Here is a 25821-nt window from a genome sequence, read left to right as displayed (position 1 = left end):
CCTCTATCTTTACAAAATCATCCATTCACACTTTCTTATTCTTTTCATGAAAACAGGAACCGTAAAATTCTATAATGAGTCGAAGGGCTACGGCTTCATTACGGAAGACGGCACGAAGGAAGATTTCTTCGTCCATGTTACCGGCCTTAACGGGGGCCAGATTCAGCAAAATGACCGCGTGGAGTTTGAAACGCAGGAAGGCCGCAAAGGTGTTAATGCGGTGAATGTAAAGAAGGTGTAAGGCTCCGGCCTGACAAGTTTTTTGCTTACGGAAAGCCTCTCCAGTATGGGGAGGCTTTCCTTTTTTTGCGGCCGGCTGGTAGTACGCGGGTCATGTGGCATCTTTGTATCTTCCTCTGAGTTGCGTTTGCATATGGCTGCCTCGTTTCCTCCTGCTTCTGCCGCTACCGCGGCGCCTTCGGGTGCCGGGTTGCGGGAGCTATGGCGGCTGGTGCGCCTGCCCAACCTGCTCATCATCATGCTGTGCATGGTGCTGGTGCGCATTAGCCTGCTGCGGCCGCAGGTACCCCAGATAAAACCGCTGGACGTACCCTTTGCCCTCCTGATGCTGGCTACGGTATGCGTGGCGGCGGCCGGCTACATCATCAATGATTATTATGATGTAAAGATTGATGCCATCAACCGGCCCGAGCGCTTGGTGGTGGGCCGTGCCATCAACCGGCGCCACGCCATGCTCACCCACCTGATTTTGTCGGGGCTGGGTATTCTCATCAGCGGGGCGTTGTCTCCGCTGCTGGGGCTGGTGCACATGGGCTCGGCGCTGCTGCTGTGGGGCTACTCGGTGCGGTTTAAGCGGGTGGCTTTAGTAGGCAATGTGAGTATTGCTGCCCTCACGGCCGCCTCAGTACTGCTGCCGGAGCTGCAGCTGCGCACCGGCAACCAAGCCGTCTGGGCCTATGCGCTGGCCGCCTTTCTGCTCTCCGTGGTGCGCGAAATCATTAAGGATATTGAAGATATGCGCGGCGACGCGCAGCACGACTGCCGGACGCTGCCCATTGTGGCCGGCGTGGCGAAAGCCAAATGGGTGGCCGGCTTTTTCCTGCTGAACCTGGCCGTGCTCCTGACGGGAGCCATCTGGCAGAGCCTGCAGCTGCACCGCTGGGCGCTGGGTGCATGGTTGGGGGGCCTGGTGCTGCTGCCGCTGCTGGTTTTCTCCCGGCAGCTGGCCCGCGCCGACCGGAAGCAGCACTTTTCCCGGCTGAGCTTATGGTGCAAAATGCTCATGCTGGCCGGCATTCTCTCCATGCTGCTGGTGTAGGTAAGCTCAACCGTAAAACTTGGTTACGGCTGCTACGTTAGGAAAAGCGGCGGTGCCTTTTAGGTCCGGCTGCTCACCTTATGTATTCCCAAATCATGCGTAGAATTACCCTGTTGCTGGCTGCCCTGTGGCTGGCACCGGCCGCTTTTGCCCAAACAACTGCCCCTGCTTCCGATTCTCTCCAAGCAGCTCCGGCCGCGTCTGCCACCGGGCAGCCATCCGCCACGGCAGCTCCTACGCAGCCACCCAAAAATCCGGCAGACAAGCCCAGCTTTATTCCGGCCCCAGTGGCTTTCTATGAGCCGGAAACTGGCTTTGCGGTGGGCGCTACCTTCCTGCCCACCTGGCGGCACGGCCGCGACACCACCGTGCGCAAATCCAATGGCCGCCTGGGCGGCTGGTTTTCGCAGAAAAAGCAGCTGAACCTGCAGCTCTCGCACACCATCTTCACCCGCCAGGAGCGGTATCTGCTTATCGGCGACATTCAGTATTTCGACTACCCTATTTTCTTCTACGGTATCGGAAATGATACCCGCAAGGAGGATGAAAGCGAAATTTCCTACAAGCTTATCACCATCAGCCAGCGGGCGCTGAAGAGCATCCGGCCCTACACTTTTGTGGGCGCCCAGTACCGCTTTACCGATCTGCGCGATATTCAGTCAGACAGCCGCAATACCACCGATGGGCAGCGCCCCAACCTGCTGCGCACCCTGCCTAGGCGTGACACGCTGAAAACCCGCATTTCGGGCTTCGGGCCCACCTTTATCTATGATAGCCGGGACGTTATTCTCAGCACCTACAAGGGTCGCTATCTGGATTTGCAGGCCATCTTCAACACCAAAGGCCTGGGCAGCAACTACACCTTCACGCGCTACGTGCTAGATGGGCGCTACTTCCTGCCGCTGGGCTCCAATCGCACCATTTGGGCCAGCCAGGTAGTGGGTATGTTTCACAACGGCACCGTGCCCTTCCGGGAGCTGGCCAACCTGGGCGGCGTGAGCCTGCTGCGGGGAATTTACGAAGGCCGCTTCCGCGACCGGCAGCTGCTGGCAGCCCAAACCGAACTGCGCCATCATCTGTTCTGGCGCCTGAATGGTGCCGTGTTTGGCGGCATAGGGCAGGTAGCCCCCCATCTGAACGACATGTCCCTGGATGGTATCAAGCTGGCTGGCGGCGCGGGTATCCGCTTCCAGTTTAACCGCCGCGACCGGCTCAACATCCGCTTTGACTACGGCGTTGGCTCCGGCGGAAATAGCGGTTTGTATTTTGGCGTAAACGAAGCCTTTTAGAAACCGCGCAGGCAACGGCGGCGTGCAGTAGCTGGTCTGGGTTAAACCTGTACATTTAGCAACCTTCCCTCTCCCAACCACGCCCGCCGTATGCCCGCGTTTCAATTTGGGGCCGCGCTGCTGCTGAGTCTGCTCACGCTGTCCGCCGCTGCCCAGTCGCCCGCTACCGATTCGGTAGCCACCAGTGCCCCCATTAAAAAGCCGCGCCGCGTTAAAATTGCGGTGCTGCCCATCGTGTTTTCGCAACCGGAAACCGGGCTGGCCTACGGGGCCGCCGTGCTGCCCGTGTGGCGCTTTGGTGCCGATACCACCACCCGCAGCTCAAATGCCCGGGTGCTGGCCTACCGTACCCAGCGCAAGCAGTCCAGCGCCAGCCTCACCCATTCCATCTTTACCCCCGGCGAGCGGTGGTTTGTGGGCGGCGAGGCGCAGTACTTCAATTTCCCCATTTACTATTACGGCGTCGGCAACGACACCCGGAAAAGCGAGAAGAGCGACATTTCCTACGAGGTTTTTATCCTCAACCAGCGGGTGCTGAAACGCGTGCGGCCGGGCCTGTTTGTGGGCGGGCTGTATCGCCTCACCAACATGTATAATGTGCGGATTGACGATGCCCTCACCGACGACGGCACCCGCCCCAACTGGCTGCTGGAGCGTGACGCCCGCGAACGGCAGGCCACGCTTACCTCCGGCATTGGCCCCGCGCTGCTGTATGATACCCGCGACAATATCCTGAGTGCCCACCACGGCCGCTTCCTGGATGCCAGCGTGCTGTTCGCGGGCAAAACCCTGGGCAGCGACTATGGATTTACGCGCATGCAGTTTGATGCGCGGCAGTACTGGGTGCTCGGGCCGCTGGAAACCGAGCGCACTGTACTGGCCGGCCAGGTGCAGGGCATATTTCATAGCGGCGCGGTGCCCTTTCGGGAACTGGCCAACCTGGGCGGCGAGCGGATGATGCGCGGCATTTACGAAGGCCGCTTCCGCGACCGGCAAATGCTCTCGGCGCAGGCCGAGGTGCGGCAGCAGCTCTTCTGGCGGCTGCGCGGCGTGTTGTTTGGCGGGGTGGGGCAGGTGCAGCCCAAGGTCACTGATTTCCGCCCCGGCCAGTTTAACCTGGCCGGCGGCGCGGGTTTGCGCATCGATGTTAACCGCAAAGACCGGCTAAGCATCCGGATTGATTATGGCGTGGGCTCCGGCGAGTCCAGCGGACTGTATTTTGCCTTCAATGAGGCATTCTAGCGCGCCAGCCGCGTAAAATAGCAATCCAAAAACGGCTGATTGGCGTAAACCGAAGGTATGAACCTGGTGGCTTCCAATGTATTTCAGGAAAGCTGCGCCCTGCCTGAGCTGGCCGTGCCGGCATTGCAGCTTGAAGTGCGGCCTCATCCGGCTCTGGTTGCCAGTATTGTCATTCCGGCCAAAAACGAAGCGGAAACATTGCCCGCTACCCTTTCAGCCCTGGCTTCGCAGCTTGATCTGGAAGGTAAGGCCCTGACGCCGGCGCTATTTGAGATTATTGTGCTGGCCAATAATTGCGAAGATGCAACGGCGGCTGTGGCCCGGCAGTTTGCCGCCGCCCACCCCGCCCTGGCCGTGCACGTGGTAGAAGTACAGTTGCCGCCCTCGGAGGCGCACGTTGGGCGGGCGCGCCGTTTGCTGATGGATGCGGCCTGCCGCCGCCTAGAAGCCGTGCGGTGCCCGCAGGGCATCATTGTTTCTACTGATGCGGATACTATACCGGACCCCACCTGGCTGGCCACCACCCGGGCAGAAATAACAGTCGGGGCCGATGCCGTAGGTGGGCGGATTCTGGCGGCGGCTACCGCTCCGGTTGCCTGCCCCGTGCGGCGCTGCCATCTGCGTGACACGGCTTACCGCCTACTGCATGCCCGCCTGGAAAGCCTCCTCGACCCCAGCCCGACCGACCCCTGGCCCCGTCATCATCAGTTTTTTGGCGGCAGTATGGCCCTTACCCCCGCGGCCTATCGGCAGGTGGGCGGCTTGCCCGTGCTGCCCTATCTGGAAGACGAAGCCCTGCACCAGGCCCTTCTCTACCACGATTTGCGCGTGCGCCACAGCCCCTGGGTACGCGTGCACACCTCTGACCGGCAGGTGGGGCGCGTGCCTGTAGGCCTCTCCTGGCAATTGCGCGAATGGGCCCGGCTGAGCGGAGCCGGCACGGAGCCACTGGTGGAAAGTGGCCACTACCTCTACGCCAGTCTGGCGCTGCGGAGCCAACTGCGCCGTTTATGGCTTCGCCGCCCACCAGTGGCTCATGGCCCGCCCTACAATGCATGGTGGGTGGCAATGGCCGCCGCGCTGGCCTTTACTACCCCGGAGGTGATGCAGCAGTGTATGGCCGCGGAAACGTTTGGGCAGCTCTGGGAAATGGCCGGCGCGCAATGGCAGCGGCAACATCCGGCGGTGATGGTACCGTTACGGCAGGCCTTGTTGGAAGTGCGGCAGGTGGTGCAGCGGGAGGAGGCTAGGCTAACGGGGCCTTCTCCAGTAAATCAAGCCGGTAGGTTGCCTGCCGCTGCGCCAACAAATGCCGCCAGGGGCCAGAGTTCCCGGCATGCTGCAGAAAATAGTCATGCACCTGGTCGCCCGTAAGCGGATAATCATGCACCAGCGGTGTCCAGTGCACCAGCAGGAGATGCCCGCCAACGGGCAGCGCTGCCAGAATAGCCGCGGCGGCCTGCTCCAGATCAGGCACGGACCAGTAATAGCCTACTTCAGAAACCAAGATTAAATTGAAGCTGTCCTCCGGAAACTCCTCGGGCACCTGCATTCTCCGGATAGCTACTTGCGGCAGCCCGGCACAGCGGGCCCGGGCCTTGGCCAGCGCCGCCGCTGCTACATCCACTGCCAGCAAATAGCCGCAATACGTGGCCAGCTGAGCAGTAAGCACGCCAAGCGAACAGCCAATTTCAAACACCCGCTCATACCGGGCCCGGGGCAGCACTGCCAGCGTTGCCGCGTATTTCGCGTGCTCATAGGGACTGGTTTCGAAATCCCAGGGGTCGGTATTTGCCTGGTATACGGCATCAAAATAAGCCGGCGGCAGGCTGGCGTTAGGCGGGCTTTGAGCCATAGGGGAATGCATTTTCGGTGGGCGGTGGTACTTCCAGATAGGTTTCAAAAGGCTGCGCGAAGTGGGCCAGCATGGTGTCAGCCAGGGTAAAGCCAGTCGGGTCATCGTTAATGGGCCCGCCCGGCAGCTGGGAGGCGTGGGCTGCTATGGCCGCCTGTTTTTGCGCCAGCACCGATTGAATATCAAGCCGCCATCCGGTTACCTCTCCGGGCCGGGGTAAATCTTCCGGGGCCGCCCGCTCCCAGGCCCATACCAGATATTCTATTACCCGGAGAAGCGGGGTGAAACCGGCCAGGGCTAATTGCAATAGGGCATAGGCTGCCCGATGGTCGGGGTGGGGGTCGCGCCGCCACGGAACCAGTACTGTTTGCGGGGGCTGCGCGGCTAAAAATTGACGAATGGCCTGGGCCGGGGCCTCGGTTGCGGGGCCGGCACCGGGCACCGCCCCGTCCGGCAGGTTCAGGTACAACACCTGGGCCGGATTAACGCCCAGGCAGCGCAAAGAGGCTTCCAGCTCGGTTTTCCGCAGGGCCTGCCGGGCAGCGGGCGGAAATTTGCGGGAGTTGGGGTGCGACATGGTGCCATCACTCACCAAAACTACGCGTACGTCTTGCCCGGCCTGCCGCAACAGTGCCAGCAGCCCGCCGCAGCCCAAAGCTTCATCATCGGGGTGGGGTACTATAATAACGGTGGAGCCCAGCCCGGCCGCGTAAGCCGCCGGGTACAGCGGCAGGGAGCGAAATAGTGCGGTGGCGTCAGTCATGCCAGAGCTGGTAGATGGGTGTAGTATGCTGGAGCACATAGCGGCCGGCATCGGCCACGGCGGCATCGGGGGCGGGCTGGCGCAGGTAGTGCGTCAGGTCGCGGTGCAGGCGCTCAAAGGGCTCGGGCTGCAATAAGCCCCGGGCGCCCACACAGCGCTCGGCCAACTGCAGCACCCGCAGGCAGATTTCTTCCACGGCTGTGCGCACCAGGTTGGCATAGGCCACCGTAGCTTCTGCATCCGTTTCCGCCGCCGGGCGGGCGGCGTGGTGGGCGGCCCCGCTTAGCCACAGGTTACCGCTTTCGATGAGCATGGCCATTTCTCCCAGTCGCAGCCGCTGATAGGCGTCATCGGTGCGGCCCAGCTGCTGCAGAAAGCGGCGGGTTTCATCAAATACTGCCTCGGCCCCGCCCAATTGCACGGCCGCAAACCGAATAGCGCCGCCACTAAACCAGGGCTGTAGGTAATAGTCGCCGGGCTGGCCTACCAGCTCCTCCGGGCTGATTTCCAGATCAGAGAGGTCTGCGTGTAGGCTGGCGGTGGCCCGCATGCCCAGGGGCTGCCAGAAGGACGGATCGAGGACTGGTGACTGAATATCAGTAGGTAGCACAAACAACTGCCAGCCGCCCCCAGGCAGTGCCCCCGTAATAAGGGGGCGGGTGATGTGGCCGGCCCCCGAAGCAAAGGTTTTGCTGCCCTGCAGGCAGTAGCCGCCAGTGGGCAGGGGCTGCAGGTGCACGCCATCAGAAGCCTGGGTGTTCCAAACCCCGAATATATGGCCGGCTTGCGCGTCGCTCGCCCAGCGGGCTTGTTGCGCCGGGTGGGCAAAGCGCTGGATAAGCTGTAGGGCGTTGACGTGGCCCTCGTAGATACGTCCTACGGCCAGGTTGCCGCGCCCAACATGCTTTAGGATGTGTAGTAGGGTAAGGGTATGGGCGGGGGCCATCAGGTCAGCCCCGGCATAGGCCCGGGGCAGCGGGGCCGTAAGCAGACCGGCCGTGCGCAGCCAGTCAAACTCCTGGGAAGGAAACCTACCCACCTTATCAGTCTGCGGGGCCTGGGCGGCTAAGCGGGGCGCGAGGCGGGCGGCGGCGTCCAGTAGCGATTCCAGGGAAGGCAGAGGCGTCAGGGCGGGGGGTGAAGGGGAGGAAAGCATAGCGAAGTGCAGCAAAAGCCGCTACCCCGACTTCCTTGGGTAGCTCAACTATAACCTGAGAAAAGCCGCAAGGGTTGTGCAGCAGCGAAATAACCAGGGCAAGTGGGGGCTGCTTTACCCGAGGAGGGTTGATTTTCCTTGGCGCGGGAACAAATCGGGTAATGGCTTGCCCCACTAAGCCTGGGCTGCCTACCTTCGTGCCGTCGTTCAGCCCAACCTTTTCTTGTTATGATGCAGCCCATTCGCTCCGCCCTGGTTTCCGTGTATTACAAAGACCGGCTGGAACCCCTGATTGAGGTCCTCCGTCAGCATGGCGTGCAGCTGTACTCCACGGGCGGCACCCAGAAGTTTATTGAAGACCTGGGCGTTCCGGTTACGGCCGTGGAAAGCCTGACGGGCTTCCCCGAGGTATTTGGCGGCCGCGTGAAAACCCTGCACCCCAAGGTATTCGGTGGTATTCTGCAGCGCCGCCACGAAGCCAGTGACCGGCAGGAAGCCGAGCAGCACCAGATTCCGCCCATCGACCTGGTAATTGTGGATCTGTACCCCTTCGAGGAAACTGTAGCCTCCGGCGCGCCGGAGCAGGACGTCATCGAGAAAATCGATATTGGGGGCATCTCCCTGCTGCGCGCCGCCGCCAAGAACTTCCGCGACGTGCTGGTGGTAAGTAGCCGCGACCAGTATGCTGCCGTAACCGAGCTGCTGCGCGAAAAGAACGGCGCCACTGAGCTGGCCGACCGGAAACAGTACGCGGCGGCCGCTTTTGATGCCACTTCGCACTACGACACGGAAATCTTCCGCTACATGAGCCGCGGCACGGCCCTGGAAGGTACCGTTCTCAAAATCAGCCAAAAGCCTGCCACCGCCCTGCGCTACGGCGAAAACCCCCACCAGTCCGGCACTTTCTACGGCGACCTGAACGCTCTTTTCGACCAGCTTCACGGCAAGCAGCTCAGCTACAATAACCTGGTAGATGTGGATGCGGCCGTATTGCTGATGCAGGAGTTTGAGGCCGATGGCCCGGCGGCCTGCGCCATTCTCAAGCACACCAATGCCTGCGGCGTGGCCCAGGCGGAAACCCTGCAACAGGCCTATCTCAACGCCCTGGCCTGCGACCCGGTATCGGCCTTCGGGGGCGTCATCATCGTGAATAAGCCCGTGGACGCGGCCACCGCCGAGGAGCTGAACAAGCTGTTCTTTGAGGTGCTGATTGCGCCGGAGTTTGCGGCCGATGCCTTGCCCATCCTGCAAAGCAAAAAAAACCGCATTCTGCTGCGCCAGAAGCCGGTGCAGTTCTCCGCCAAGCAAGTGAAAACCCTGCTGAACGGCATGATTGAGCAGGACTTCGACCGCCAGACGGAAACCGCCCAGGATTTCCGCACGGTTACCAAATCGGCCCCCACGGCCGAGGAAACGGCGGCGCTGGAGTTTGCCCTGAAAGTGTGCAAGCACACCAAGAGCAATACCATTGTGCTGGCACGCCCCGGCCAGCTGCTGGCTTCCGGCGTGGGCCAGACCTCCCGCGTGGATGCGCTGCGCCAGGCCATTGAAAAAGCCCGCTCCTTTGGGTTTGACCTGCATGGGGCCGTTATGGCTTCTGATGCGTTTTTCCCCTTCCCCGACTGCGTGGAAATTGCCGGCGAAGCCGGCATTCGGGCAGTGGTGCAGCCCGGCGGCTCCATCAAAGACCAGGACAGCATCAACGCCTGCGACCAGTTGGGCATGGCCATGGTGCTGACGGGCGTGCGCCACTTCAAGCACTAGTAGAAAAAAAAGTTTCTGTCCTAAATTTCAGGAAACTACCTGATGAAAAGCCCCTGTTGCCCGTGCTGGCAGCAGGGGCTTTTTCACTTTCCGAAGCTTTAGGTGTTGCTCCGGCAGGAATGCAATGCTCTGCTCACAATGCCAAAGTACTATAAGCCGTTCTTCCCTGAAATCTGTTTACTTTTGCACCTCTTTTAACGGGCGCAACCCGCCCGTTTTCATTCATTTGCCGCTACTCAATGGGTTTCTTCAATTTCCTGACCAGTGACATTGCCATCGACCTGGGAACGGCCAACACCCTCATCATTCACAACGATAAAATCGTGGTGGATGAGCCGAGCATCATTGCTAAAGACCGCACCACCAATAAAGTAATTGCGGTAGGCCGCCAGGCCCAGCAAATGCACGAGAAAACCCACGATAACATCAAAACCATTCGTCCGCTGAAGGACGGCGTAATTGCCGACTTCCACGCCGCTGAGGAGATGATTAAGGGGATGATTAAAATGATTGATACCCGGAACCGGCTGTTTCAGCCGTCGCACCGCATGGTTATCTGCATTCCCTCGGGCATTACGGAAGTAGAAAAGCGCGCCGTACGTGACTCCGCCGAGCACGCCGGCGCCAAGGAAGTCTGGATGATTCAGGAGCCCATGGCCGCCGCCATTGGCATCGGTATCGACGTGGAGCAGCCCATCGGCTCCATGATCATCGACATAGGAGGTGGTACCACCGAAATTGCGGTTATTGCCCTGTCCGGTATTGTCTGCGACCAGTCCATTAAAACCGCCGGCGACGTGTTTAACCAGGATATTCTGGACTACATGCGCCGCCAGCACAACCTGCTGATTGGTGAGCGTTCCGCCGAGCGCATCAAGATTGAAGTAGGCGCCGCCCTCACGGAGCTGGATGAAACGCCCCCGGACTTCGAGGTGCGCGGCCGCGACCTGATGACCGGTATTCCCAAGGTTATCAAAGTAACCTCTTCCGAAATTGCCATTGCCCTGGATAAGTCGGTGGCCAAGATTGAAGAGGCGGTACTGAAGGCGCTGGAAATCTCCCCGCCCGAACTGTCGGCGGATATCTACGAAAACGGCATTCATCTCACCGGCGGTGGCGCCTTGCTGCGCGGCCTGGACAAGCGACTGGCTGCCAAAACCAAGCTGCCTATTCACATTGCCGAAGACCCCTTGCGCGCCGTAGTGCGCGGTACGGGCGCCGCCATTAAGGATATTCAGGCCTTCCGCAGCGTGCTGCTTACCTAATTCTGAGGATTGAAGTATGAGTTCTGAATTGACTGTTTATGTAGTCAGAGGCTAGGGCCAGATCTGATGACTGGTCAATTCAGAACTCACTTTTTCTACTTCAGGAGTACCCCATGAGAAATCTTTTCACCTTCCTTTTCCGCTATCGGGGGGCGCTGGTATTTGTGCTGCTGGAGGTGATAAGCGTGTTTCTGCTGCTGCGCAACAGCTCGTATCAGCGGGCGGCCTTCTTCAACTCGGCCAATGAGTACACCGGCCAGATGCTGGCCCTGCGCACGCAGGTGTATGATTACTTCCGGCTGCTGGATGTAAACCGCGCGCTGGTGGCCGAAAATGCGGATCTGCGCGAGCAGCTGTATCCCACCACTTTATCGCGCCGCGAAGCCCCCGTGCTGCCCGTCAGCCAGGACAGCATCACGCAGGCCCGCCTGCAGGCCAAAGGCCGGCCCGATTCGCTGCTTTTGGGCATGCGCAACCTGCCGGTCGCCGACCCGGAGTACCCGCTTACGCCGGCCCGCGTCATCAGCAATACCCTGCAGCGCGTGGATAACTACCTGACTCTGAACGTAGGCAACCGCGAAGGCATCAAGCCGGGCATGGGTGTTATTGCGGCTTCGGGCGTGGTAGGACGGGTGAAAGTGGTCAGTGAGCACTATGCTACGGTAACGTCCCTGCTGCATTCCAAAACCACCATCTCGGCCAAAATACTGCGCGACGGCACCTTTGGCAGCATCAAGTGGCTGGGCGACGACCCCAAGCACGCCCTGCTGGACTACATCCCGCGCCAGAACAAGCTCATGCGCGGCGATACTATCGTGACCTCGGGCTACAATGCCGTGTTCCCGGAGGGCGTGATGATTGGAACGATAGATGGTTTCCGGCAGGAGCCGGATAAGAACTTCTGGACGGTGCAGGTACGCCTGGCCACCGATTTCTCAAACCTGACCTACGTGTACGTAGTGGGTAGCCGCTCGCAGGCCGAGCGGGACACGCTGGCCGTACACGCGGGCATAAAGCCGGAAGGAGCTACCCGCTGATGCAAGGAGCCGTTGGTACCATCATTATTCAGCTGCTGCGGTTTGCGCTTTACCTGGCGCTGCAGGTATTTGTAGTAAGCCGGCTGGCGCCCGATGGCCTGTTTGGCCTGGGCTGGTGCTTTCTGTACCTGGGCTTTCTGCTGTTTCTGCCCATCAACACGCCCATTGTACTGCAACTGGTGCTGGGCTTTCTGATGGGTATTTCGCTCGATATTTTCTTTGATACCGGTGGCGTGCACGCGGTGGCCTCCGTGCTGGTAGCGTACCTGCGGCCGTGGGTGCTGCGCCTGCTCACCCCGCGTGATGGCTACGATGCCGCCGACTCCGTGAATATCCACCGCATGGGGTGGCAGTGGTTTATGGTTTACACGGTATTGCTACTGGGGATTCATAATGCCGCCTTCTTCTTTGTAGAGCTGGGCGGCCTGCGTTCCATTGGCCTCACCCTGGGGAAGATTATCGTCAGCACCCTTTTTACAGGAATTGTGCTACTCATTATCCAGCTGGTTTTCTTCTCTACTCGGCGCAGCAGCCGGTAAGCCTACCGGCTTTGTGGGCTGTTTGGCTCCTGGGAACTGAGGAGGGGGTGCTGACCGTTATGCAGAGGAAATTTGCTGTTGATTGTGTTGTATGCCCCCATTCTGCCTGCTTGCCGGCTAAGTATTGTTACCTGCTAAGCGGCCACCGCTTACCTTTGTAAATCCGGCCATTAGGCCGTTGCTGCGTACCGTTAGTTTTCTCTGTTTTGCAATATCTCGAAGGCCGCAAATACGTGGTTCTGGCCATCTTCCTGGCCGTAGCATCGATATTTGGCGCCCGCCTTTTCTACATTCAGGTGCTGGACGGCAGCTACAAGCTGGCCGCCGACCGGAATACGTTGCAGCGCATCGTACAAACGCCCTATCGGGGCCTGATTTACGACCGCAACGGCAAAATACTGGTGCAGAACACGCCGGTGTACGACCTGATGGTGGTGCCGCGCGAAGTAAAAACCCTGGATACCGCCCGGTTTTGCCAGCTCCTCCAGCTACCCGTAGAAGAGCTGCGGGAAGCGCTGCTGGCCGCCAAAATCTACTCCCGCGTGAAGGCCTCACCGCTGGTGCAGAACCTGAGCACGCCTGAGCTGGCCGCCATTCAGGATAACCTGATGGATTTCCCCGGCTTCAGCATTAAAGCCCGCATGGCGCGCTCCTACCAGGATACCCTGATGGCCCATGCCCTGGGCTACGTGGGGCCGGTGTCGCCGGCCATGCTGGAGAAGCCAAAATACGCCAAGTACCAGGCCGGCGACAACCTGGGCATCAGTGGTCTGGAATCGTTTTACGAAAACGAGCTGATGGGCCGCCGGGGTGTGCAGTACCGCATGGTGAATGTGCGCGGCATTGAGAAAGGCGCTTTCCGGGGCGGCGAGTTTGATACGCTTTCTGTGGCCGGGCAGGACCTGCACACCAGCATCGACCTGGAGCTGCAGCGCTACGGCGAGCAGCTGATGAAGGGCAAGCGTGGCTCCGTGGTGGCCATCGACCCCAAAACCGGCGAGATTCTGGCCTTCGTCTCGGCCCCGTTCTACAATCCTACCCAACTCACGGGCAAGGGCTTGGGCAACCGCTATATGGACCTGCTAAATAACCCCGAGCGGCCCCTGTTCAACCGCCCACTGATGGCTACCTACCCGCCGGGCTCGGTGTTTAAGCTGGTGAATGAGCTGATTGCCCTGCAGGAAGGGGTGGTGACGCCCTCTACCGGCTTTCCCTGCAACTGGAAGCTGGTGCGCTGCACCCACCGCCACGAGAACCCCAGCAACCTGAGCATTGCCATTAAAAACAGCTGCAACCCCTACTTCTACCAGGTAATGCGTGCTACTGTGATGCGCGGCCGCTCCAGCAAGAAAAACCAGGATGCGGCCCTGGGCCTGGCCGACTGGCGGCAGAACGTAGTCAGCTTTGGCTTGGCCCAGCACCTGGGCGTGGATTTGCCGGGAGAGCGAATGGGCCTGATTCCTTCCCCCAATTTCTACGACAAGCGCTACGGCAAAAACCACTGGAACTTCCGCACCGTGTACTCCCTGGCCATTGGGCAGGGCGAAATTGGAATTACGGGCCTGCAAATGGCCAATATTCTGGCCACCATTGCCAACCGGGGCTATTATTACCCGCCGCACTTTGTGCGGAGAATTGGGAAAGGCGGTCCGCGGCCAGAGTATCAGGTAAAGCACGTGACCACCGTAGACCCCCAGTATTTTGAGGCGCTCATTCCCGGCATGCAGGCCGTGGTGGATGGGGGCCGGGGCGCTACCGGCAGCTTTGCCAGCCTGGCCAGCCTGGGGATTTCCGTGGCCGGTAAAACGGGTACCGTGCAAAACCCCCACGGCGAAGACCACGCCACGTTTGCAGCGTTTGCCCCGGCCGAAGACCCCAAGATTGCTATTGCCGTGTTTATCGAAAACGCCGGCTTTGGCGGGGTTTCGGCCGCGCCGCTGGCTTCGCTCATGATGGAAAAATACCTGCGCGGCAGCGTGTCTCCGGGGCGTAAGCCGTGGGAATACTGGGTGATGAACGGCAAATTCATCAGCAAAAAGAAACACTAACGATTCCGGCCGGCAACGGCTTCTTTTCTCTTCAGCTTTCCATTGTTATGCCCGCACCGGCGCGCTATTCTCGCAGTATAGATTGGGTTACCGTGGGGCTGTATGCCTTCATGGTGCTGCTAGGCTGGCTGAACGTGTACGCGGCCAGCTACTCGCCCGACGCGCCCAGTGGCCTCTTCAATTTCGACTTCAACTACGGCAAGCAGCTGGTCTGGATTGGTACTGCCGTGGTGCTGATTGTTATCCTGCTGGTCATCGACTACAAAGCCTACGACACGCTGGCCTACGTGCTCTATGGGGGCATGATTCTGCTGCTGCTGCTCACGCTGTTCATTGCCCGGCCCATTGCCGGGTCGCGCTCCTGGCTAGAGCTGGGGCCGGTGCGCCTGCAGCCCGCGGAATTTGCCAAGTTTACCACGGCCCTGGCCGTTTCGCGCTATATGGCCAGCATCAACCTGCGCCACCAGAACTGGCGCGACCAGCTGATCTTGGCCGGTATGACGCTGCTGCCCGTGGTGCTCATCATTGCATCTAATGAAACCGGCCAGGCGCTGGTGTACGGCGCCCTACTGCTGGCCTATTTCCGCGAGGGCATGTCGCCTCTGATTCTGATTATCCTGGCCTCGGCCGGCATCATTCTGATACTGGCGCTGCTGGTGCCCACCCTATGGCTGCTGGGGGCTTTTACCCTGATTCTGGTGCTGGTGTTCGTGTTTAACACGCGCATTTTCCGGCACCATCTGCCGGTAGCGCTCAGCGTGTGGGCCATTGTAATTGGGATGGTGTTTGGGGTGAACTACTTCTTCAACAGCGTGCTGCACGACTACCAGCGCAAGCGCATTGAGGTGCTGCTGAACCCCTCCGCCGACCCCTTGGGCGTGGGCTGGAACGTGACGCAGTCCAAAATTGCCATTGGCTCCGGCGGCTTCACCGGCAAAGGCTTCCTGCAAGGCACCCAAACCAAGTTCGACTTCGTGCCGGAGCAAAGCACCGACTTCATTTTCTGCACCGTAGGGGAGGAGTGGGGCTGGCTGGGCACCATTACCGTAGTCATTCTCTTCGTGGCGCTGCTGTCGCGCATTCTGTACGTGGCCGAGCGGCAGAAATCGGTATTTGGGCGTACGTATGGGTACTGCGTGGCCAGTATTATCTTCTTCCACTTCAGTATCAACATTGGCATGACCATTGGCCTGGCGCCGGTGGTGGGCATTCCGCTGCCGTTTTTCAGCTACGGCGGCTCATCGTTGTGGTCGTTTACTATACTGCTGTTTATTCTGCTGGCTATTGATGCCTACCGCAAGCAGGATCTGAACCGGTAGTAGGGCACAGGCTGCCCGGCGAATCAGGATCAGAGGCGCGTTTGTGCGGCCCGCTGCACCCTGGTAAGCACCAGCGCCAGGGCAACCGTGAAGGCTGGCGCCATCAGGTAGGCCATCCGGGCCAGCTCGCCGGAAAGCATCATGTGTACCGCCACTACCGCGCCCAGCATCGCGCCGGCCCAACCCAGCGGCCGGGCCCATTCCCGGGCCGGCACCAGCAGCAAAGCCAGCGTGGCAAACCCAAACACGCTGAACATTTCGCCTACTCCCTTCACCGAAAACAGCCGACCCAGCGAATAAGCCACGTTTTCAAAGTGGCTTAAAGCATTGTGCACGCTGGCGCTGGCGGGGGTGCCGGCGCCAGCGTCAATCCAGTGCCGTACCGCCAGGGTAAGCGCACCGGCTACCGCCAGCCAGGCTAGCTGCACCGGCCAACGGCCAGCGCCGCGCCCAAACACCAGCAACCAAGGCACCAGAAACACGAACGATTCCTTGGCCAGCGGCCCCAGCAGTATACAGGCCACCAGTGCCGCCCGCGAGTGGCTCACGGCCGCGTAGAACCCCAGCGCGAATACCAGCAGATACAGGCTATCCACCATGGGCAGGCCGGCAGTGTACACGGCCCAGCGGCTGCTCAGCACCAGCGCCGCGGCCAGCGCGGCGGATTCCCGGGTAACGCCATAGCAGCGGCTGCTGCGGTACCAGAAGAGGCCCGCGGCAGCCAGCACCAGAGTATTCACCACGTAAAAAGCCAGTCGCAAGGGCCACTCCGAGGCGGCCCGCTGCGGCCACACGCGGGCATACACGCGCTCCAGAGGCCAGGCCATGGCCGCCGCCACGGCGGGCACCAGCACCCGGTAGCGGCGCGTGATGCTTACGCCCCGAAACTCGCCCCGGGCCACGCTCAGGTAGCTGCGCGTGTCAGGGGAGTGCGAGAAATCGTAGTGCACGTACATGGTGTAAGCGGGGCCGGCCAGCACGCCCACGGCCAGCCCATACACCAGCAACAGCCGCTGCCAATGACGCCGCAGCAGGTAGGGCCAGCCCAGCGCCGACGTTTCCATCGGGCCGGCGTGCCTATTCAAACTTCCGGTCTATCAGCCGCAGAAGCTTGTTTACGTGCTCTTCCTTGCGCACCCAGCCGTATTGCTGGGCCAGGTCTTCCTGCACGAAGCGGCGGGCAGTGGCCGCGTCGGGCATGGCATCCAGCTTCTGAATGGCGGCATGGTATTCCATGTTCTCGCCATTGAACAACTCATTGATGAAGCCAAAACGCTGGTTGATGGAAATAGCCTCCCGCAAAGACTCTACTTTGGGCGCTTTCTCCGCCAGGGTAGCCGCCGTACGCTCCGTGCGCAGCGTTTCAGACAAAGGTGGCGAGGTACGCTCCGTTTTCAGCTTTTCATAGAGCGGCTTTTCGGCGGCGGCTGGAGCCAGGGTTTCCGCCGCCACCTCAGGGCGCTCTGGTTCCGGCTTGGGAACTGCCGGGGGCTCTGACGCTGCAACCTGGGGAGCCGGCGCCGGCGCAACCGGGGGCACCGGCGTGGGCTGGGGCGCTACGGGTGGGGTAGCGGCTACCGGTGCCGCCGGGGTAGGCATAGTGGCTTCTTCTTCCCGCAAGTCTATTTCCGACAAAGGCAGCAAGGCACTTAGCTCATTTACCACGGTTTCCAGCGGGTGCAGGGTCTGGTAGTTGGCCTCCTGATACTGGCGGAACTGCTTGAGCAGCTCTTCCCGCGGCAGGGCAGTAGTAGCGGGCAGACTCTCCAGAAAACCCTGAAAAAGGGGCTTTTCTACCTCCATGTAGCGCACACCTTCCAGAAGTTGCTCCCGGGTAGCGGCCGTGCGGCCATGCAGCAGCTTTTCATCAAAGCCCACCACCGGGTCAGCGGCTATGCGCAGGGTATCCGTCACGGCCCGGGCTAACAGAGGCTCAAATACCTCCCGGCCCAGCCGGATGCGGCGGGAAAGCACGTTCATAAACTGGGTAAGCGCCTGCCGCACCTCCGCATCTTCAAAATCGAAGTAGGGGCTGCGCAGATTGGCCATTTCCTCCGTCCATTTGGCCAGCAGCTGCTGCACCACAAAGAGGTTTACCTGCCGCACCGGCGTAAAACGCAGCACGGCCGGCCCATCCAGCAGGGCCCCCGGCTGGGGACCAAAATATCGTTCACAGAGCAGGGCGGCCAGGCGGCGGCCGTACTCTTCGAGTTTGGGTTGGCTATATTTGTCCTTCATCGCAAGCCTTGTTCAGGCGGGAAAGTTAGAGAAAGATGCCCACACTGACGGTGCAAAATATGCCCGGCGCCACGCTGGAGGTGCCAGCCGGCGCTACATTACTGGCAGCCTTGCAGGCCGCCGGCCACGATTGGATGCATGCTTGTGGGGCGAAAGGGCGCTGTACTACCTGCCGCATTATGGTGCAGGAAGGGGCTGACCTCCTAACGCCGCCAACCGATGCGGAGTTGCGTTACCGGGCTGCCGGCCGCCTGCTTGCCACCGAGCGCCTCACCTGCCAGGCACGCCTGCCCGCCGGCCACGTAACGGGCCGCGTGCCCCTGGCTACCCAACTGCCCCACCAGCAGTATACTAAGTAGCGAAGAAGTAGCGCGAAGCTCCGGCTTCGCGTATGAGCGAAGCGAGTAGCAGGCATCTGCTCAACGCGTAGGAACTCGCGTTGCTCGTACGCAAAGCTCCAGCTTCGCGCTACTCTGCGCGCTACAATTCACTTTGCATCTTACGTCCTGTTACTCTGACCGTAAGCGGAGGCCGGGGTATTTTCCGTTTGAGCTTAGCCGCTGAAAGCCGTACTTTAGAGTTCCGAGAGCTGTCAGGCCACTGACAACCGCCCACCGAAAACTGAATACTCTGTGTTTATTGAACCCCGTGTCGGCAATGCCCGTGAAACGCCCCGCCGGGGCTGGATTGAAGTTGTGTGCGGCTCTATGTTTTCGGGCAAAACGGAGGAGCTGATCCGGCGCCTGAACCGCGCCCGCATTGCGCGGCAGCACGTCGAAATCTTTAAACCCGCCCTCGATACCCGCTATCATGAGCTGGATGTGGTATCGCACAACGCCAACAGCATCCGCTCTACGCCGGTGCAGCTGCCAGAGGAAATGCTGCTGCTGGCCAGCGGCTGCGACGTGGTGGGGATTGATGAGGCCCAGTTCTTTGATGCCTCCGTGGTAGACGTCTGCATTCAGCTGGCCAACCACGGCAAGCGCGTAATTGTGGCGGGCCTGGATATGGATTACATGGGCAAACCCTTTGGCGCCATGCCCGCCCTCATGGCCGTGGCCGAGTACGTTACCAAGGTGCACGCCGTGTGTGTGCGCTGCGGCGAAATTGCCAGCTATTCCTTCCGCATTGCGGCCTCCGAAGATAAAATTCTGCTGGGCGAAACCGACTCCTACGAAGCCCGCTGCCGCCACTGCTTTCTGGAAGGCCTGAAGGATAAGTCGGAAGAAGCCGAGGCTACGGGCACGACCATCAAGCACCAATAGCCGGCTGCTTTACGTTCTTCTGGTTTTTTCCTCACGCTTGCTGCCTTTGCTGATGCTGCACTTTGTACACTGCCTGCGTTGGGTTTTTGCCGGACTGGTAGCCAGTCTGCTGGCCGCCGGCGGAGCGCTGGGGCAGAGTGCAGTAGGATTCGGCGACTGGCAACTGCACCTGCCGACCAACCGGGCTAATGCGGTGGCCGATGCCGGCAACCGCGTGTATGTGGCCACCGATGACGCCTTCCTGCTGTTTGATAAGGAGCTGAAAAGCATCCGGCTGCTTTCCCGCCGCGACGGCCTGCATGAGGTAGGCGTGCGCACGGTAGCCTATGATTCCCTGACGCAGTCGGTGCTGGTGGTGTACCGCAACGGCAACCTGGATTTGCTGCGGCCCGATGGTTCCATCCACAACCTCACCGACATTCTGCGCAAGCAGCTGCCCGGCGAAAAAGTCATCAACAGCGTCTATTTCAATGCCCGGCGGGCGTACCTGTCCGGCAGCTTTGGGCTGGTAGTGGTGGATATGAACCGGCTGGAAGTGCGCGATACCTACACCAATATTGGCCCGGGCGGCGAGGCAGTGCGCGTGTTTGCCACCACCGTGCTGCACGATTCACTGTACGCTGCCACCTCCCACGGTTTGCTGCGCGGCCGCCTGACCGATAACCTGGTAGACTACCATAGCTGGCGCACCGATGCCGGCGGCTCTGCCCGCCCCGGCGAGCCATACCGCACCCTAGCCACCCAGGATGAGCAGGTGTACGCGGGCGTAAACAACATCGGCCTACACCGCTTCACCGGCAAGGAGTGGGTGCCGCTGGGGCCGCTGGCCGGCCATGAGTACCGGCAGTTGACGCCTTCCGCCGCGGGGCTGCTGGTCGTCAGCAATGTGGGGGTGGCATTGCTGGACCGCAATGGCCAGGCGCGTTCGTATACGCATGCCCTGATCCAGAACCCGCAGGCCATAAGCCGGGCCCGCGACGGAGTGCTGTACATAGCCGATAACGGCAATGGTCTGCTAGCTGTGACGCCCGATGGTCAGCAGGTGAACAGCTATGTCACCAACGCTCCGGCCTCCGTGCGGGCATTCAGTATTCTGACGGAGCCCAACGGGCGCGTCACCGTATTTTCGGGCGGATACGGCGACCGGTATCTGCAGGCCGAAATCTACGATGGGTTTTACGAGTATGCAGATGGCCGCTGGCAAAGCACCACGCCCCAAACCCTGCCTGATCTGGCCCAGTACCCCCGCCCCAAAGACCTGACGCGCGGCGTGCGCACCCCCGATGGCACCTTATATATCGGCAGCTACGGCAACGGGCTGCTGGAATGGAAGGGGCCGGGCAGGTTCCGGCTGTTTAACCCGGTCAGCAATCAGCCTAACCCCTTGCTCAGCGTTATTGCCGACCCCAACTATACCCGCATAACTGATGTGGCGCTGGATGCCGATGGCAACGTGTGGGTAGTGAACCGGCACGAAGCCCCCAACACTTCGGGGCTGTTCCTGTACCAGCCCGCCACCCAGCAGTGGACGACGATACCGTATTTTTCCGGCGCCGAAAACCTGGACCGTATTGCCATTGATGACAACGGCTATGCCTGGCTGACCGAGGCCCGCAAGAATGGCCGGGGGCTGGTGGTGTATGATCGGAAAACCCAGGCCCGCCGACTCTTTACCAAGGAAGATGGCGGCCTGCCCGCCTTGGAGCTGTATGATGTGGTGAAAGACCGGGCCGGTGATATTTGGGTAGCCACCATTTCGGGCGTGGTCGTGTACAACGACCCCAGCCAGGTGTTTCTGCCCGGCAGCCCGGGGCTCCGGAAACCCCTTGTGCGCCGTGGAGATGGCAGCGGTTATGATTTGCTCTTCACGGAAGTGGTAAAAACCATTGCCGTAGATGGCGGCAACCGCAAATGGTTTGGTACCGATAACGGCCTCTGGCTGTTCAATGCTGACGGCGACGAGGCCCTGCAGCACTTCACCACCGCCAACAGCCCGCTGCCCTCTAACCGTATTGTGGATGTGGCCGTGAATGATAAAACCGGGGAAGTATTTGTAGCTACCGAAGCCGGGCTGGTAAGCTTCCGGGGCTCGGCTACCGTAACGGAGGGCGCCCCCAGCTGCGCCAGGGTATTTCCCAACCCGGTACGCCGTAATTTCACGGGCCAGGTGGGTATTTCCGGGCTGGCCAACAATGCCGTGGTTAAGATTACGGATGTGGCCGGGCAGCTGGTGTACCAAACGCGCGCCAGCGGCGGCACCGTGGTCTGGAACCTGCAGGACTACAATGGCCGCCGGGTACAGTCGGGCGTCTATCTGGTGCTCAGCTCCGATGCCGACGGCCAGAATGGCTGCATCAGCAAAGTAGCTGTGGTGGAGAAGTAATTCCGGAAATAGAACGAATGAGCTGAATGCCAAGCGCCGGAGTTTTGTTATAGTATACTAAGCCCGTAAATGCCTGTAATAGGCAGGCTCTGCTATTATTTATATTCTTCTGATTTTCAACCTGCTGTATGCTCATTAAAACCCGTGGCATTGTCCTAGGCTATATCCGCTACCGCGAAACGTCCATTATTGCCCGCGTGTATACCGAGCGGCTGGGGCTGCAGACGTACGTGGTCAATGGCGTGCGCAAGGCCAAGCCGCCCGGGCGTATTGCGCTGTTTCAGCCCTTTACCATGCTGGAGCTGGTGGCGTACACCTCCCGCACGGGCGGCATCACGCGCCTGTCGGAGTTTCGGTGCGCGGAATCGTTTTCGTCTATTCCTTATGATGTGCGCAAGAGCAGCGTGGCGCTGTTTCTATCAGAGGTACTAAGCCGCACGGTGCTGGAGGAGGAGGAAAACGTGCCCCTGTTCACCTTCCTGCACGATTCTATCCTGGCCTTCGACCAGCAAAAGGAGGGCTTTGAGAACTTTGCCCTGGCCTTTCTGCTGCGCCTGGCTTCCTACCTGGGTTTTGGGGCCGAATCGGGCCAGGAAATCACCTCTCAGGTGGCCTTTGCCGGCGCCGCACCCACTACCGCCGCCGACTCCGGCCCAACCGTTCTGCGCTTTCAGGAGTTCGACCAGTATTTTGATGAGCTGATGCGCGACCCCGGCAGTGCCTCCGTGCCCAACGGCCGCATACGCCGGGAGCTGCTCCTGGTGCTTATTCGCTACTATCAGCTGCACATTGAGAAGCTGGGTGAGATACGCTCCCTGGCCGTACTTTCCGAAGTGCTGGCCGAGTAAATCCGGAACGGAAGTCCGTTAGAGGTCCTGATGATTTCTAGCTCATCTTCCATAAAAAAGCCCCGCTATAGAAACAGCGGGGCTTTTTTGTGTTTGAATTTTCTTCTGGTCAGACTACTTCACCTTAACTACCTGCAGCTCAAAGCCGAGGTTGGTGTTGGGGGGAATGAGGTAGCGTTGCTGCTCATCGTCGGGCAGGAGCACGCCCTTTTTGCCGTAAGCCAGCGGAGCCGGGATATATACCCAGGCCCGGGTGCCCTCCGGCAGCAGCGCCAGTACTTCCTCCCAGCCGGCAATTACCTCTTTCCGGCCCAGCCGCAGGCGCACCGGCTTCCCTTCTTCCGCCGAGGACTCGAACATGCGCCCACTGGGCAGAAAGCCAGTGTAGTGCACATAGACTACCTGCCCCTTGTTAGGAACGGCACCCGTGCCGCGCTCATGCACCACGTAGCGCACGCCGCTGGCCAGTTTCACGGTGTCAGCGGCAGTACCTGGAGTCTGAGCGGAGCTCAGGCGGGCAAGGAGCAGGAGAAAGACCAGCAGGGCCAGTCTTCCGGTAATCCGGCAGATGCGCATGGCTTAGCGCTGGCTGAGCAGCTGCATATCAAATACCAAAGGCGAATCAGGAGGAATGTTGCCTCTTGCAGTAGCGCCGTAGGCCAGGTAAGAAGGGATGAGCACCAGCTTGTGGTCACCTTTTTCGTCGCCTTTGCCATCCTGGCTGTCACTGGCTGCTTTCATCAGGAGCACGGCCTCTTCCCAGCCGGGGATAACCCCGCCGGCGCCTACCATAAAGCTAAAGCAGCCGCATACCGAACCATTATCAAACGAGCTGTCGAACTTAGTGCCATCCAGCAGCTTGCCAATGTACTGTACCTGCAGGGTTTTGCCCTTCACTACGGCTGGGCCGGTACCGGCTTCCAGCGTTACAATGGAAATGCCTGACTCCGTGGTCTGTACCTGGGAAGCAGAGTAATTGTTGGTGGTGAGCCATGCCTGAATGGAGGCCATATCAGCCACTTTCTGCTCCTCCTGGTGCTTCTTGGCGGCTTTAATGTAATCCGGCTCGGAGCTACCGCAACCGGAAAGTAGGGGCATAGCGGCTGCCAGCAGCATCACCAGCGAACGGAGAAGGAAGGAGCTTTTCAAGGAAAAGGAGCGTGCCATAGTATGAAGAAAAAAGCCGCGCCGCTAGTAGGCGGCGCGGATATGAGATTCTACTAACCCAGGAGGGGCAGCTTAGCGGCCCATAGCCGGACCGCCCTGTGGAGCAGCCGGTGCGTTCTGAATGTCTACCAGCTCCACATCGAAGCGCAGGGGAGCATCAGCAGGAATATCGGTGCCAGCGCCGCGCTGCCCGTAGGCCAACGACGAAGGAATGAGCAGGGTGCCTTTGGTGCCTTTGCTGAGCAGGGCAATGCCCTTATCCCAGCCTGGAATTACCTGACCCACGCCCAAGGGGAACTGAATTGGCTTGCCCTGGTTGCTCTTGGCCGAAGAGTCAAACTCTTTGCCATCGAGCAGGGTGCCTTTGTACTGCACCGATACCAACTGACCGGTTTTAGGCTTGGCGCCCGTGCCGGCGGTGTTTACAATGTAGTAGATGCCATCGGGGCTTTTCTGCGCCTTCAGGTTGTTCTTCTTGATGTAGTCCTGCAGAATTACGTCGTCCTTCTTGAGCTGCTGCTCAGCGTAGGCCATCATTTTCTGCTGCTGCTCGGCCATCATCTTCTGCTGCTCTACCATGGCTTCGTCGCGCGTCATCAGCTTAACAGCCTTGGCGTACACAGTCATGGTGTTGCCGGCTTTCTTCATGAAAGGCGGAACGGGAGTTTTGAAGGAGCGCGCAAAAATGGTATCCAAGTTAAAGCGGAACACGCCGCTGTCGCCGGGCTGCAGCATGGAAATAGCTTCTTCCAGGCCGCCTTTGGTGGTAACCTCCTGCAGCGGCACCATAACTGGTACGCCCTGCTGCTTGCGGGAGTTGAACAGTACCGAGTCTTTGGCAGTGCGGTACTCTACTTCCAGGGAAATGATTTTTCCGATCCGGCCTTTGTAAGTCGTGTCGCTTTCACTTAGCTCTTTGGAAGTGAATTTACCGCCCTCATTCTTGAAAAGCTTGTATTCAACTCCTGATTTGGTTTTGGCAAAGTCCCCGCTGCCTTTGTTGCAGGAGTATAGGCTAATAGTACCGGCAGCCAGGGCGAGGTACAGAAATTGGCTGGTAGAGCGCATGAAAAGGAAAAGAGGATGGAGAATAAATTTCAGGCAAGTTACGCCGAAGGCGGCGCAACTGCCAAAGGACTCGTGACGAGCTGTGTCTGGTATTGCGGCAGCAGGTCGAGGAAGCGTTTTACGGTGGGTTCCAGGGGCTCGTAGCTGATGCCGCCGGCGGCATTGTGGTGGCCGCCGCCGTTGAAATGCTTGCGGGCAAACTCGTTCACGGAGAAATCACCCACGGAGCGGAAGGAAATCTTCACGGCCTGGCCCCGGTCAATGAGAATGGCGGCAAATACCACGCCTTCAATGCTTAAGGCGAAGTTAACCAGGCCTTCGGTGTCGCCGGTTTTGGAGTCGTACTGGCGCAGCTCGTCCTGGGTAATGGCAATGTAGGCCGTGTTGTATTCGCGCAGTACCGTGAGCTTGTCCTTGAGCACAAAGCCCAGGAAGCGCAGGCGCATTTCGGAGTGCGAGTCGTAGATGCGGCGGTGCACGTCGCTCAGATTAATGCCGGCGTTCAGCAGCTCAGCAATAATCAGGTGCACGTTGCGGGAGGTGCTGGGGTGGCGGAACGAGCCCGTGTCCGTCATAATGCCCGCGTAGAGGCACTCGCCAATGCCTACGTCAATCAGGTTCTGGTCGCCCAGGTCCCGGATTACTTCAAACACCAGCTCGGCCGTAGCGGCAGCTTTGGGGTTGGAGAAATCCAGGTCGGCAAACTGCTCGGGCTCCAGGTGGTGGTCGATAAGCACTTTGGTGCCGGGGGCGTGGCGGATGTACTCGCCCATCTCATTGATGCGGCCCAGGCAGCTGAAATCGAGGCAGAAAATAACCTCGGCGCGGTTGATGATGTCCCGCACCTGGGCATCGTTCTGGTTGCGCTCATAAATGATTACGTCCTCGTTGCCGGGCATCCAGGCCAGGAAGTTGGGGTAATCAGAGGGCGTAACCACCGTAACGTGGTGGCCTTTTTTGCGCAGGTAGCCAGCCAGGCCCAAAGACGAGCCCAGGGCGTCGGCGTCGGGTTTGTGGTGGGTGGTGATAAATATCTGCCTGGGCTGGGCTAACAGCTCCCGCAGAGCGTTTATATCGTGCATTTGCTGCTGATAGGTGGCTGAAATCCGGTGATTTACGCCGTGTACAAGGGGGCAAAAATCGGAAATAATCCGGGTTTCAACAAACCGGCCTCCTGATTGGTGCGTCAACACAGCACAATACGGGTAGCCAAATAATAATTGAACCGGGTGACCGAGGCGCAAAGGTAGTCAGGAAAGGGGCTGCGTGTTCTGCCGGGGCCATTCTCCCGGCCAA

The 25821-nt window shown here is 59.9% G+C and carries 23 protein-coding genes and 1 pseudogene; 15 read left to right on the top strand and 9 right to left on the bottom strand.

Annotation, left to right across the window (positions count from 1 at the left end; translation table 11 throughout):
* Positions 1-46 precede the first annotated feature (46 nt).
* The 5 genes and pseudogenes from AM218_RS11880 to AM218_RS17070 form a co-directional block, all read left to right on the top strand.
* Positions 47-241: a cold-shock protein gene (locus AM218_RS11880; protein ID WP_054414060.1), complete on the top strand. Its 195-nt coding sequence runs from the start codon at positions 47-49 to the stop codon at positions 239-241.
* Between the two features lie 132 nt (positions 242-373).
* Complete coding sequence (locus AM218_RS11875; RefSeq protein ID WP_231717481.1) at positions 374-1279, top strand: geranylgeranylglycerol-phosphate geranylgeranyltransferase; 906 nt, start codon at positions 374-376, stop codon at positions 1277-1279.
* A 95-nt stretch (positions 1280-1374) separates the two neighbouring features.
* Positions 1375-2568: a BamA/TamA family outer membrane protein gene (locus tag AM218_RS11870; protein WP_197273960.1), complete on the top strand. Its 1194-nt coding sequence runs from the start codon at positions 1375-1377 to the stop codon at positions 2566-2568.
* Positions 2569-2658: 90 nt separating this feature from the next.
* Entirely contained in the window at positions 2659-3810 is a 1152-nt protein-coding gene (locus tag AM218_RS11865; RefSeq protein ID WP_054414057.1) for a BamA/TamA family outer membrane protein, read from the top strand.
* A gap of 57 nt (positions 3811-3867) precedes the next feature.
* Positions 3868-4413: pseudogene (locus AM218_RS17070) on the top strand (glycosyltransferase family 2 protein); the annotation flags it as partial.
* Between the two features lie 643 nt (positions 4414-5056).
* On the opposite strand, the gene AM218_RS16405 reads toward AM218_RS17070, so the two are convergent.
* The 3 genes from AM218_RS16405 to AM218_RS11850 are packed head-to-tail and all read right to left on the bottom strand — an operon-like array spanning position 5057 to position 7584.
* Entirely contained in the window at positions 5057-5665 is a 609-nt protein-coding gene (locus tag AM218_RS16405) for an SAM-dependent methyltransferase (RefSeq protein ID WP_071843774.1), read from the bottom strand.
* On the bottom strand, positions 5646-6428 hold the full coding sequence (locus tag AM218_RS11855) for a PIG-L deacetylase family protein (protein WP_054414055.1): 783 nt from the start codon (positions 6426-6428) through the stop codon (positions 5646-5648). The genes AM218_RS16405 and AM218_RS11855 overlap by 20 nt, the downstream gene beginning before the upstream one ends.
* A complete protein-coding gene (locus tag AM218_RS11850) occupies positions 6421-7584 on the bottom strand; it encodes an acyl-CoA dehydrogenase family protein (RefSeq protein WP_054414054.1) in 1164 nt (387 codons plus the stop codon). The genes AM218_RS11855 and AM218_RS11850 overlap by 8 nt, the downstream gene beginning before the upstream one ends.
* Positions 7585-7812: 228 nt before the next feature.
* Here AM218_RS11850 and purH point away from each other — a divergent pair, with 228 nt between their 5' ends.
* The 6 genes from purH to rodA all read left to right on the top strand — a co-directional run bounded on the left by purH (position 7813) and on the right by rodA (position 15556).
* Positions 7813-9348 (top strand): bifunctional phosphoribosylaminoimidazolecarboxamide formyltransferase/IMP cyclohydrolase, encoded by a 1536-nt coding sequence (purH, locus tag AM218_RS11845; protein WP_054414053.1) that lies wholly within the window; start codon positions 7813-7815, stop codon positions 9346-9348.
* Positions 9349-9587: 239 nt separating this feature from the next.
* Positions 9588-10613: a rod shape-determining protein gene (locus AM218_RS11840; protein ID WP_044511790.1), complete on the top strand. Its 1026-nt coding sequence runs from the start codon at positions 9588-9590 to the stop codon at positions 10611-10613.
* 113 nt (positions 10614-10726) lie between these two features.
* Complete coding sequence (mreC, locus tag AM218_RS11835) at positions 10727-11650, top strand: rod shape-determining protein MreC (protein ID WP_054414052.1); 924 nt, start codon at positions 10727-10729, stop codon at positions 11648-11650.
* On the top strand, positions 11650-12189 hold the full coding sequence (locus AM218_RS11830) for a hypothetical protein (protein WP_054414051.1): 540 nt from the start codon (positions 11650-11652) through the stop codon (positions 12187-12189). Before mreC ends, AM218_RS11830 begins: the two co-directional genes overlap by 1 nt.
* Positions 12190-12395: 206 nt before the next feature.
* On the top strand, positions 12396-14237 hold the full coding sequence (gene mrdA / locus AM218_RS11825) for a penicillin-binding protein 2 (protein ID WP_054414050.1): 1842 nt from the start codon (positions 12396-12398) through the stop codon (positions 14235-14237).
* A gap of 47 nt (positions 14238-14284) precedes the next feature.
* Positions 14285-15556, top strand: coding sequence for a rod shape-determining protein RodA (gene rodA / locus AM218_RS11820; RefSeq protein WP_054414049.1), 1272 nt, complete (start codon positions 14285-14287; stop codon positions 15554-15556).
* 29 nt (positions 15557-15585) lie between these two features.
* On the opposite strand, the gene AM218_RS11815 is transcribed toward rodA, so the two are convergent.
* On the bottom strand, positions 15586-16641 hold the full coding sequence (locus tag AM218_RS11815; protein ID WP_157547646.1) for a hypothetical protein: 1056 nt from the start codon (positions 16639-16641) through the stop codon (positions 15586-15588).
* Positions 16634-17794, bottom strand: coding sequence for a DUF8457 domain-containing protein (locus AM218_RS11810; RefSeq protein ID WP_054414047.1), 1161 nt, complete (start codon positions 17792-17794; stop codon positions 16634-16636). The genes AM218_RS11815 and AM218_RS11810 overlap by 8 nt, the downstream gene beginning before the upstream one ends.
* A gap of 35 nt (positions 17795-17829) precedes the next feature.
* Between AM218_RS11810 and AM218_RS11805 the strand changes: the two genes are divergently transcribed.
* The 4 genes from AM218_RS11805 to recO all read left to right on the top strand — a co-directional run bounded on the left by AM218_RS11805 (position 17830) and on the right by recO (position 22290).
* Positions 17830-18153 (top strand): 2Fe-2S iron-sulfur cluster-binding protein, encoded by a 324-nt coding sequence (locus tag AM218_RS11805; RefSeq protein WP_054414046.1) that lies wholly within the window; start codon positions 17830-17832, stop codon positions 18151-18153.
* A 273-nt stretch (positions 18154-18426) separates the two neighbouring features.
* A complete protein-coding gene (locus tag AM218_RS11800; RefSeq protein ID WP_054414045.1) occupies positions 18427-19059 on the top strand; it encodes a thymidine kinase in 633 nt (210 codons plus the stop codon).
* A 52-nt stretch (positions 19060-19111) separates the two neighbouring features.
* Complete coding sequence (gene porZ, locus AM218_RS11795; RefSeq protein WP_157547645.1) at positions 19112-21442, top strand: type IX secretion system anionic LPS delivery protein PorZ; 2331 nt, start codon at positions 19112-19114, stop codon at positions 21440-21442.
* Between the two features lie 128 nt (positions 21443-21570).
* Complete coding sequence (gene recO, locus AM218_RS11790; RefSeq protein ID WP_054414043.1) at positions 21571-22290, top strand: DNA repair protein RecO; 720 nt, start codon at positions 21571-21573, stop codon at positions 22288-22290.
* Positions 22291-22404: 114 nt separating this feature from the next.
* Here recO and AM218_RS11785 read toward each other — a convergent pair whose 3' ends face one another.
* From AM218_RS11785 to AM218_RS11770, 4 genes are all read right to left on the bottom strand, one after another.
* Positions 22405-22866 (bottom strand): FKBP-type peptidyl-prolyl cis-trans isomerase, encoded by a 462-nt coding sequence (locus tag AM218_RS11785; protein WP_054414042.1) that lies wholly within the window; start codon positions 22864-22866, stop codon positions 22405-22407.
* A 3-nt stretch (positions 22867-22869) separates the two neighbouring features.
* Positions 22870-23457, bottom strand: a complete 588-nt coding sequence (locus AM218_RS11780) for an FKBP-type peptidyl-prolyl cis-trans isomerase (protein ID WP_054414041.1) — start codon at positions 23455-23457, stop codon at positions 22870-22872.
* Positions 23458-23529: 72 nt separating this feature from the next.
* Complete coding sequence (locus AM218_RS11775; protein WP_054414040.1) at positions 23530-24525, bottom strand: FKBP-type peptidyl-prolyl cis-trans isomerase; 996 nt, start codon at positions 24523-24525, stop codon at positions 23530-23532.
* A gap of 38 nt (positions 24526-24563) precedes the next feature.
* Positions 24564-25607, bottom strand: coding sequence for a DHH family phosphoesterase (locus tag AM218_RS11770; RefSeq protein ID WP_054415552.1), 1044 nt, complete (start codon positions 25605-25607; stop codon positions 24564-24566).
* Positions 25608-25821: the final 214 nt, after the last annotated feature.

Source organism: Hymenobacter sp. DG25A, from assembly GCF_001280305.1.
In the GTDB taxonomy this organism is placed as follows: domain Bacteria; phylum Bacteroidota; class Bacteroidia; order Cytophagales; family Hymenobacteraceae; genus Hymenobacter.
Note: the sequence above shows the minus strand (reverse complement) of the source record. Positions and strands in the feature narration are given on the sequence as shown.

Bases quoted from the DNA above. Each gene is read 5' to 3' on its own strand.
- AM218_RS11880 (WP_054414060.1), top strand. From the start codon at position 47: ATGAAAACAGGAACCGTAAAATTCTATAATGAGTCGAAGGGCTACGGC.
- AM218_RS11875 (WP_231717481.1), top strand. From the start codon at position 374: ATGGCTGCCTCGTTTCCTCCTGCTTCTGCCGCTACCGCGGCGCCTTCG.
- AM218_RS11870 (WP_197273960.1), top strand. From the start codon at position 1,375: ATGCGTAGAATTACCCTGTTGCTGGCTGCCCTGTGGCTGGCACCGGCC.
- AM218_RS11865 (WP_054414057.1), top strand. From the start codon at position 2,659: ATGCCCGCGTTTCAATTTGGGGCCGCGCTGCTGCTGAGTCTGCTCACG.
- AM218_RS16405 (WP_071843774.1), bottom strand. From the start codon at position 5,665: ATGGCTCAAAGCCCGCCTAACGCCAGCCTGCCGCCGGCTTATTTTGAT.
- AM218_RS11855 (WP_054414055.1), bottom strand. From the start codon at position 6,428: ATGACTGACGCCACCGCACTATTTCGCTCCCTGCCGCTGTACCCGGCG.
- AM218_RS11850 (WP_054414054.1), bottom strand. From the start codon at position 7,584: ATGCTTTCCTCCCCTTCACCCCCCGCCCTGACGCCTCTGCCTTCCCTG.
- purH (WP_054414053.1), top strand. From the start codon at position 7,813: ATGATGCAGCCCATTCGCTCCGCCCTGGTTTCCGTGTATTACAAAGAC.
- AM218_RS11840 (WP_044511790.1), top strand. From the start codon at position 9,588: ATGGGTTTCTTCAATTTCCTGACCAGTGACATTGCCATCGACCTGGGA.
- mreC (WP_054414052.1), top strand. From the start codon at position 10,727: ATGAGAAATCTTTTCACCTTCCTTTTCCGCTATCGGGGGGCGCTGGTA.
- AM218_RS11830 (WP_054414051.1), top strand. From the start codon at position 11,650: ATGCAAGGAGCCGTTGGTACCATCATTATTCAGCTGCTGCGGTTTGCG.
- rodA (WP_054414049.1), top strand. From the start codon at position 14,285: ATGCCCGCACCGGCGCGCTATTCTCGCAGTATAGATTGGGTTACCGTG.
- AM218_RS11810 (WP_054414047.1), bottom strand. From the start codon at position 17,794: ATGAAGGACAAATATAGCCAACCCAAACTCGAAGAGTACGGCCGCCGC.
- AM218_RS11805 (WP_054414046.1), top strand. From the start codon at position 17,830: ATGCCCACACTGACGGTGCAAAATATGCCCGGCGCCACGCTGGAGGTG.
- porZ (WP_157547645.1), top strand. From the start codon at position 19,112: ATGCTGCACTTTGTACACTGCCTGCGTTGGGTTTTTGCCGGACTGGTA.
- recO (WP_054414043.1), top strand. From the start codon at position 21,571: ATGCTCATTAAAACCCGTGGCATTGTCCTAGGCTATATCCGCTACCGC.
- AM218_RS11785 (WP_054414042.1), bottom strand. From the start codon at position 22,866: ATGCGCATCTGCCGGATTACCGGAAGACTGGCCCTGCTGGTCTTTCTC.
- AM218_RS11780 (WP_054414041.1), bottom strand. From the start codon at position 23,457: ATGGCACGCTCCTTTTCCTTGAAAAGCTCCTTCCTTCTCCGTTCGCTG.
- AM218_RS11775 (WP_054414040.1), bottom strand. From the start codon at position 24,525: ATGCGCTCTACCAGCCAATTTCTGTACCTCGCCCTGGCTGCCGGTACT.
- AM218_RS11770 (WP_054415552.1), bottom strand. From the start codon at position 25,607: ATGCACGATATAAACGCTCTGCGGGAGCTGTTAGCCCAGCCCAGGCAG.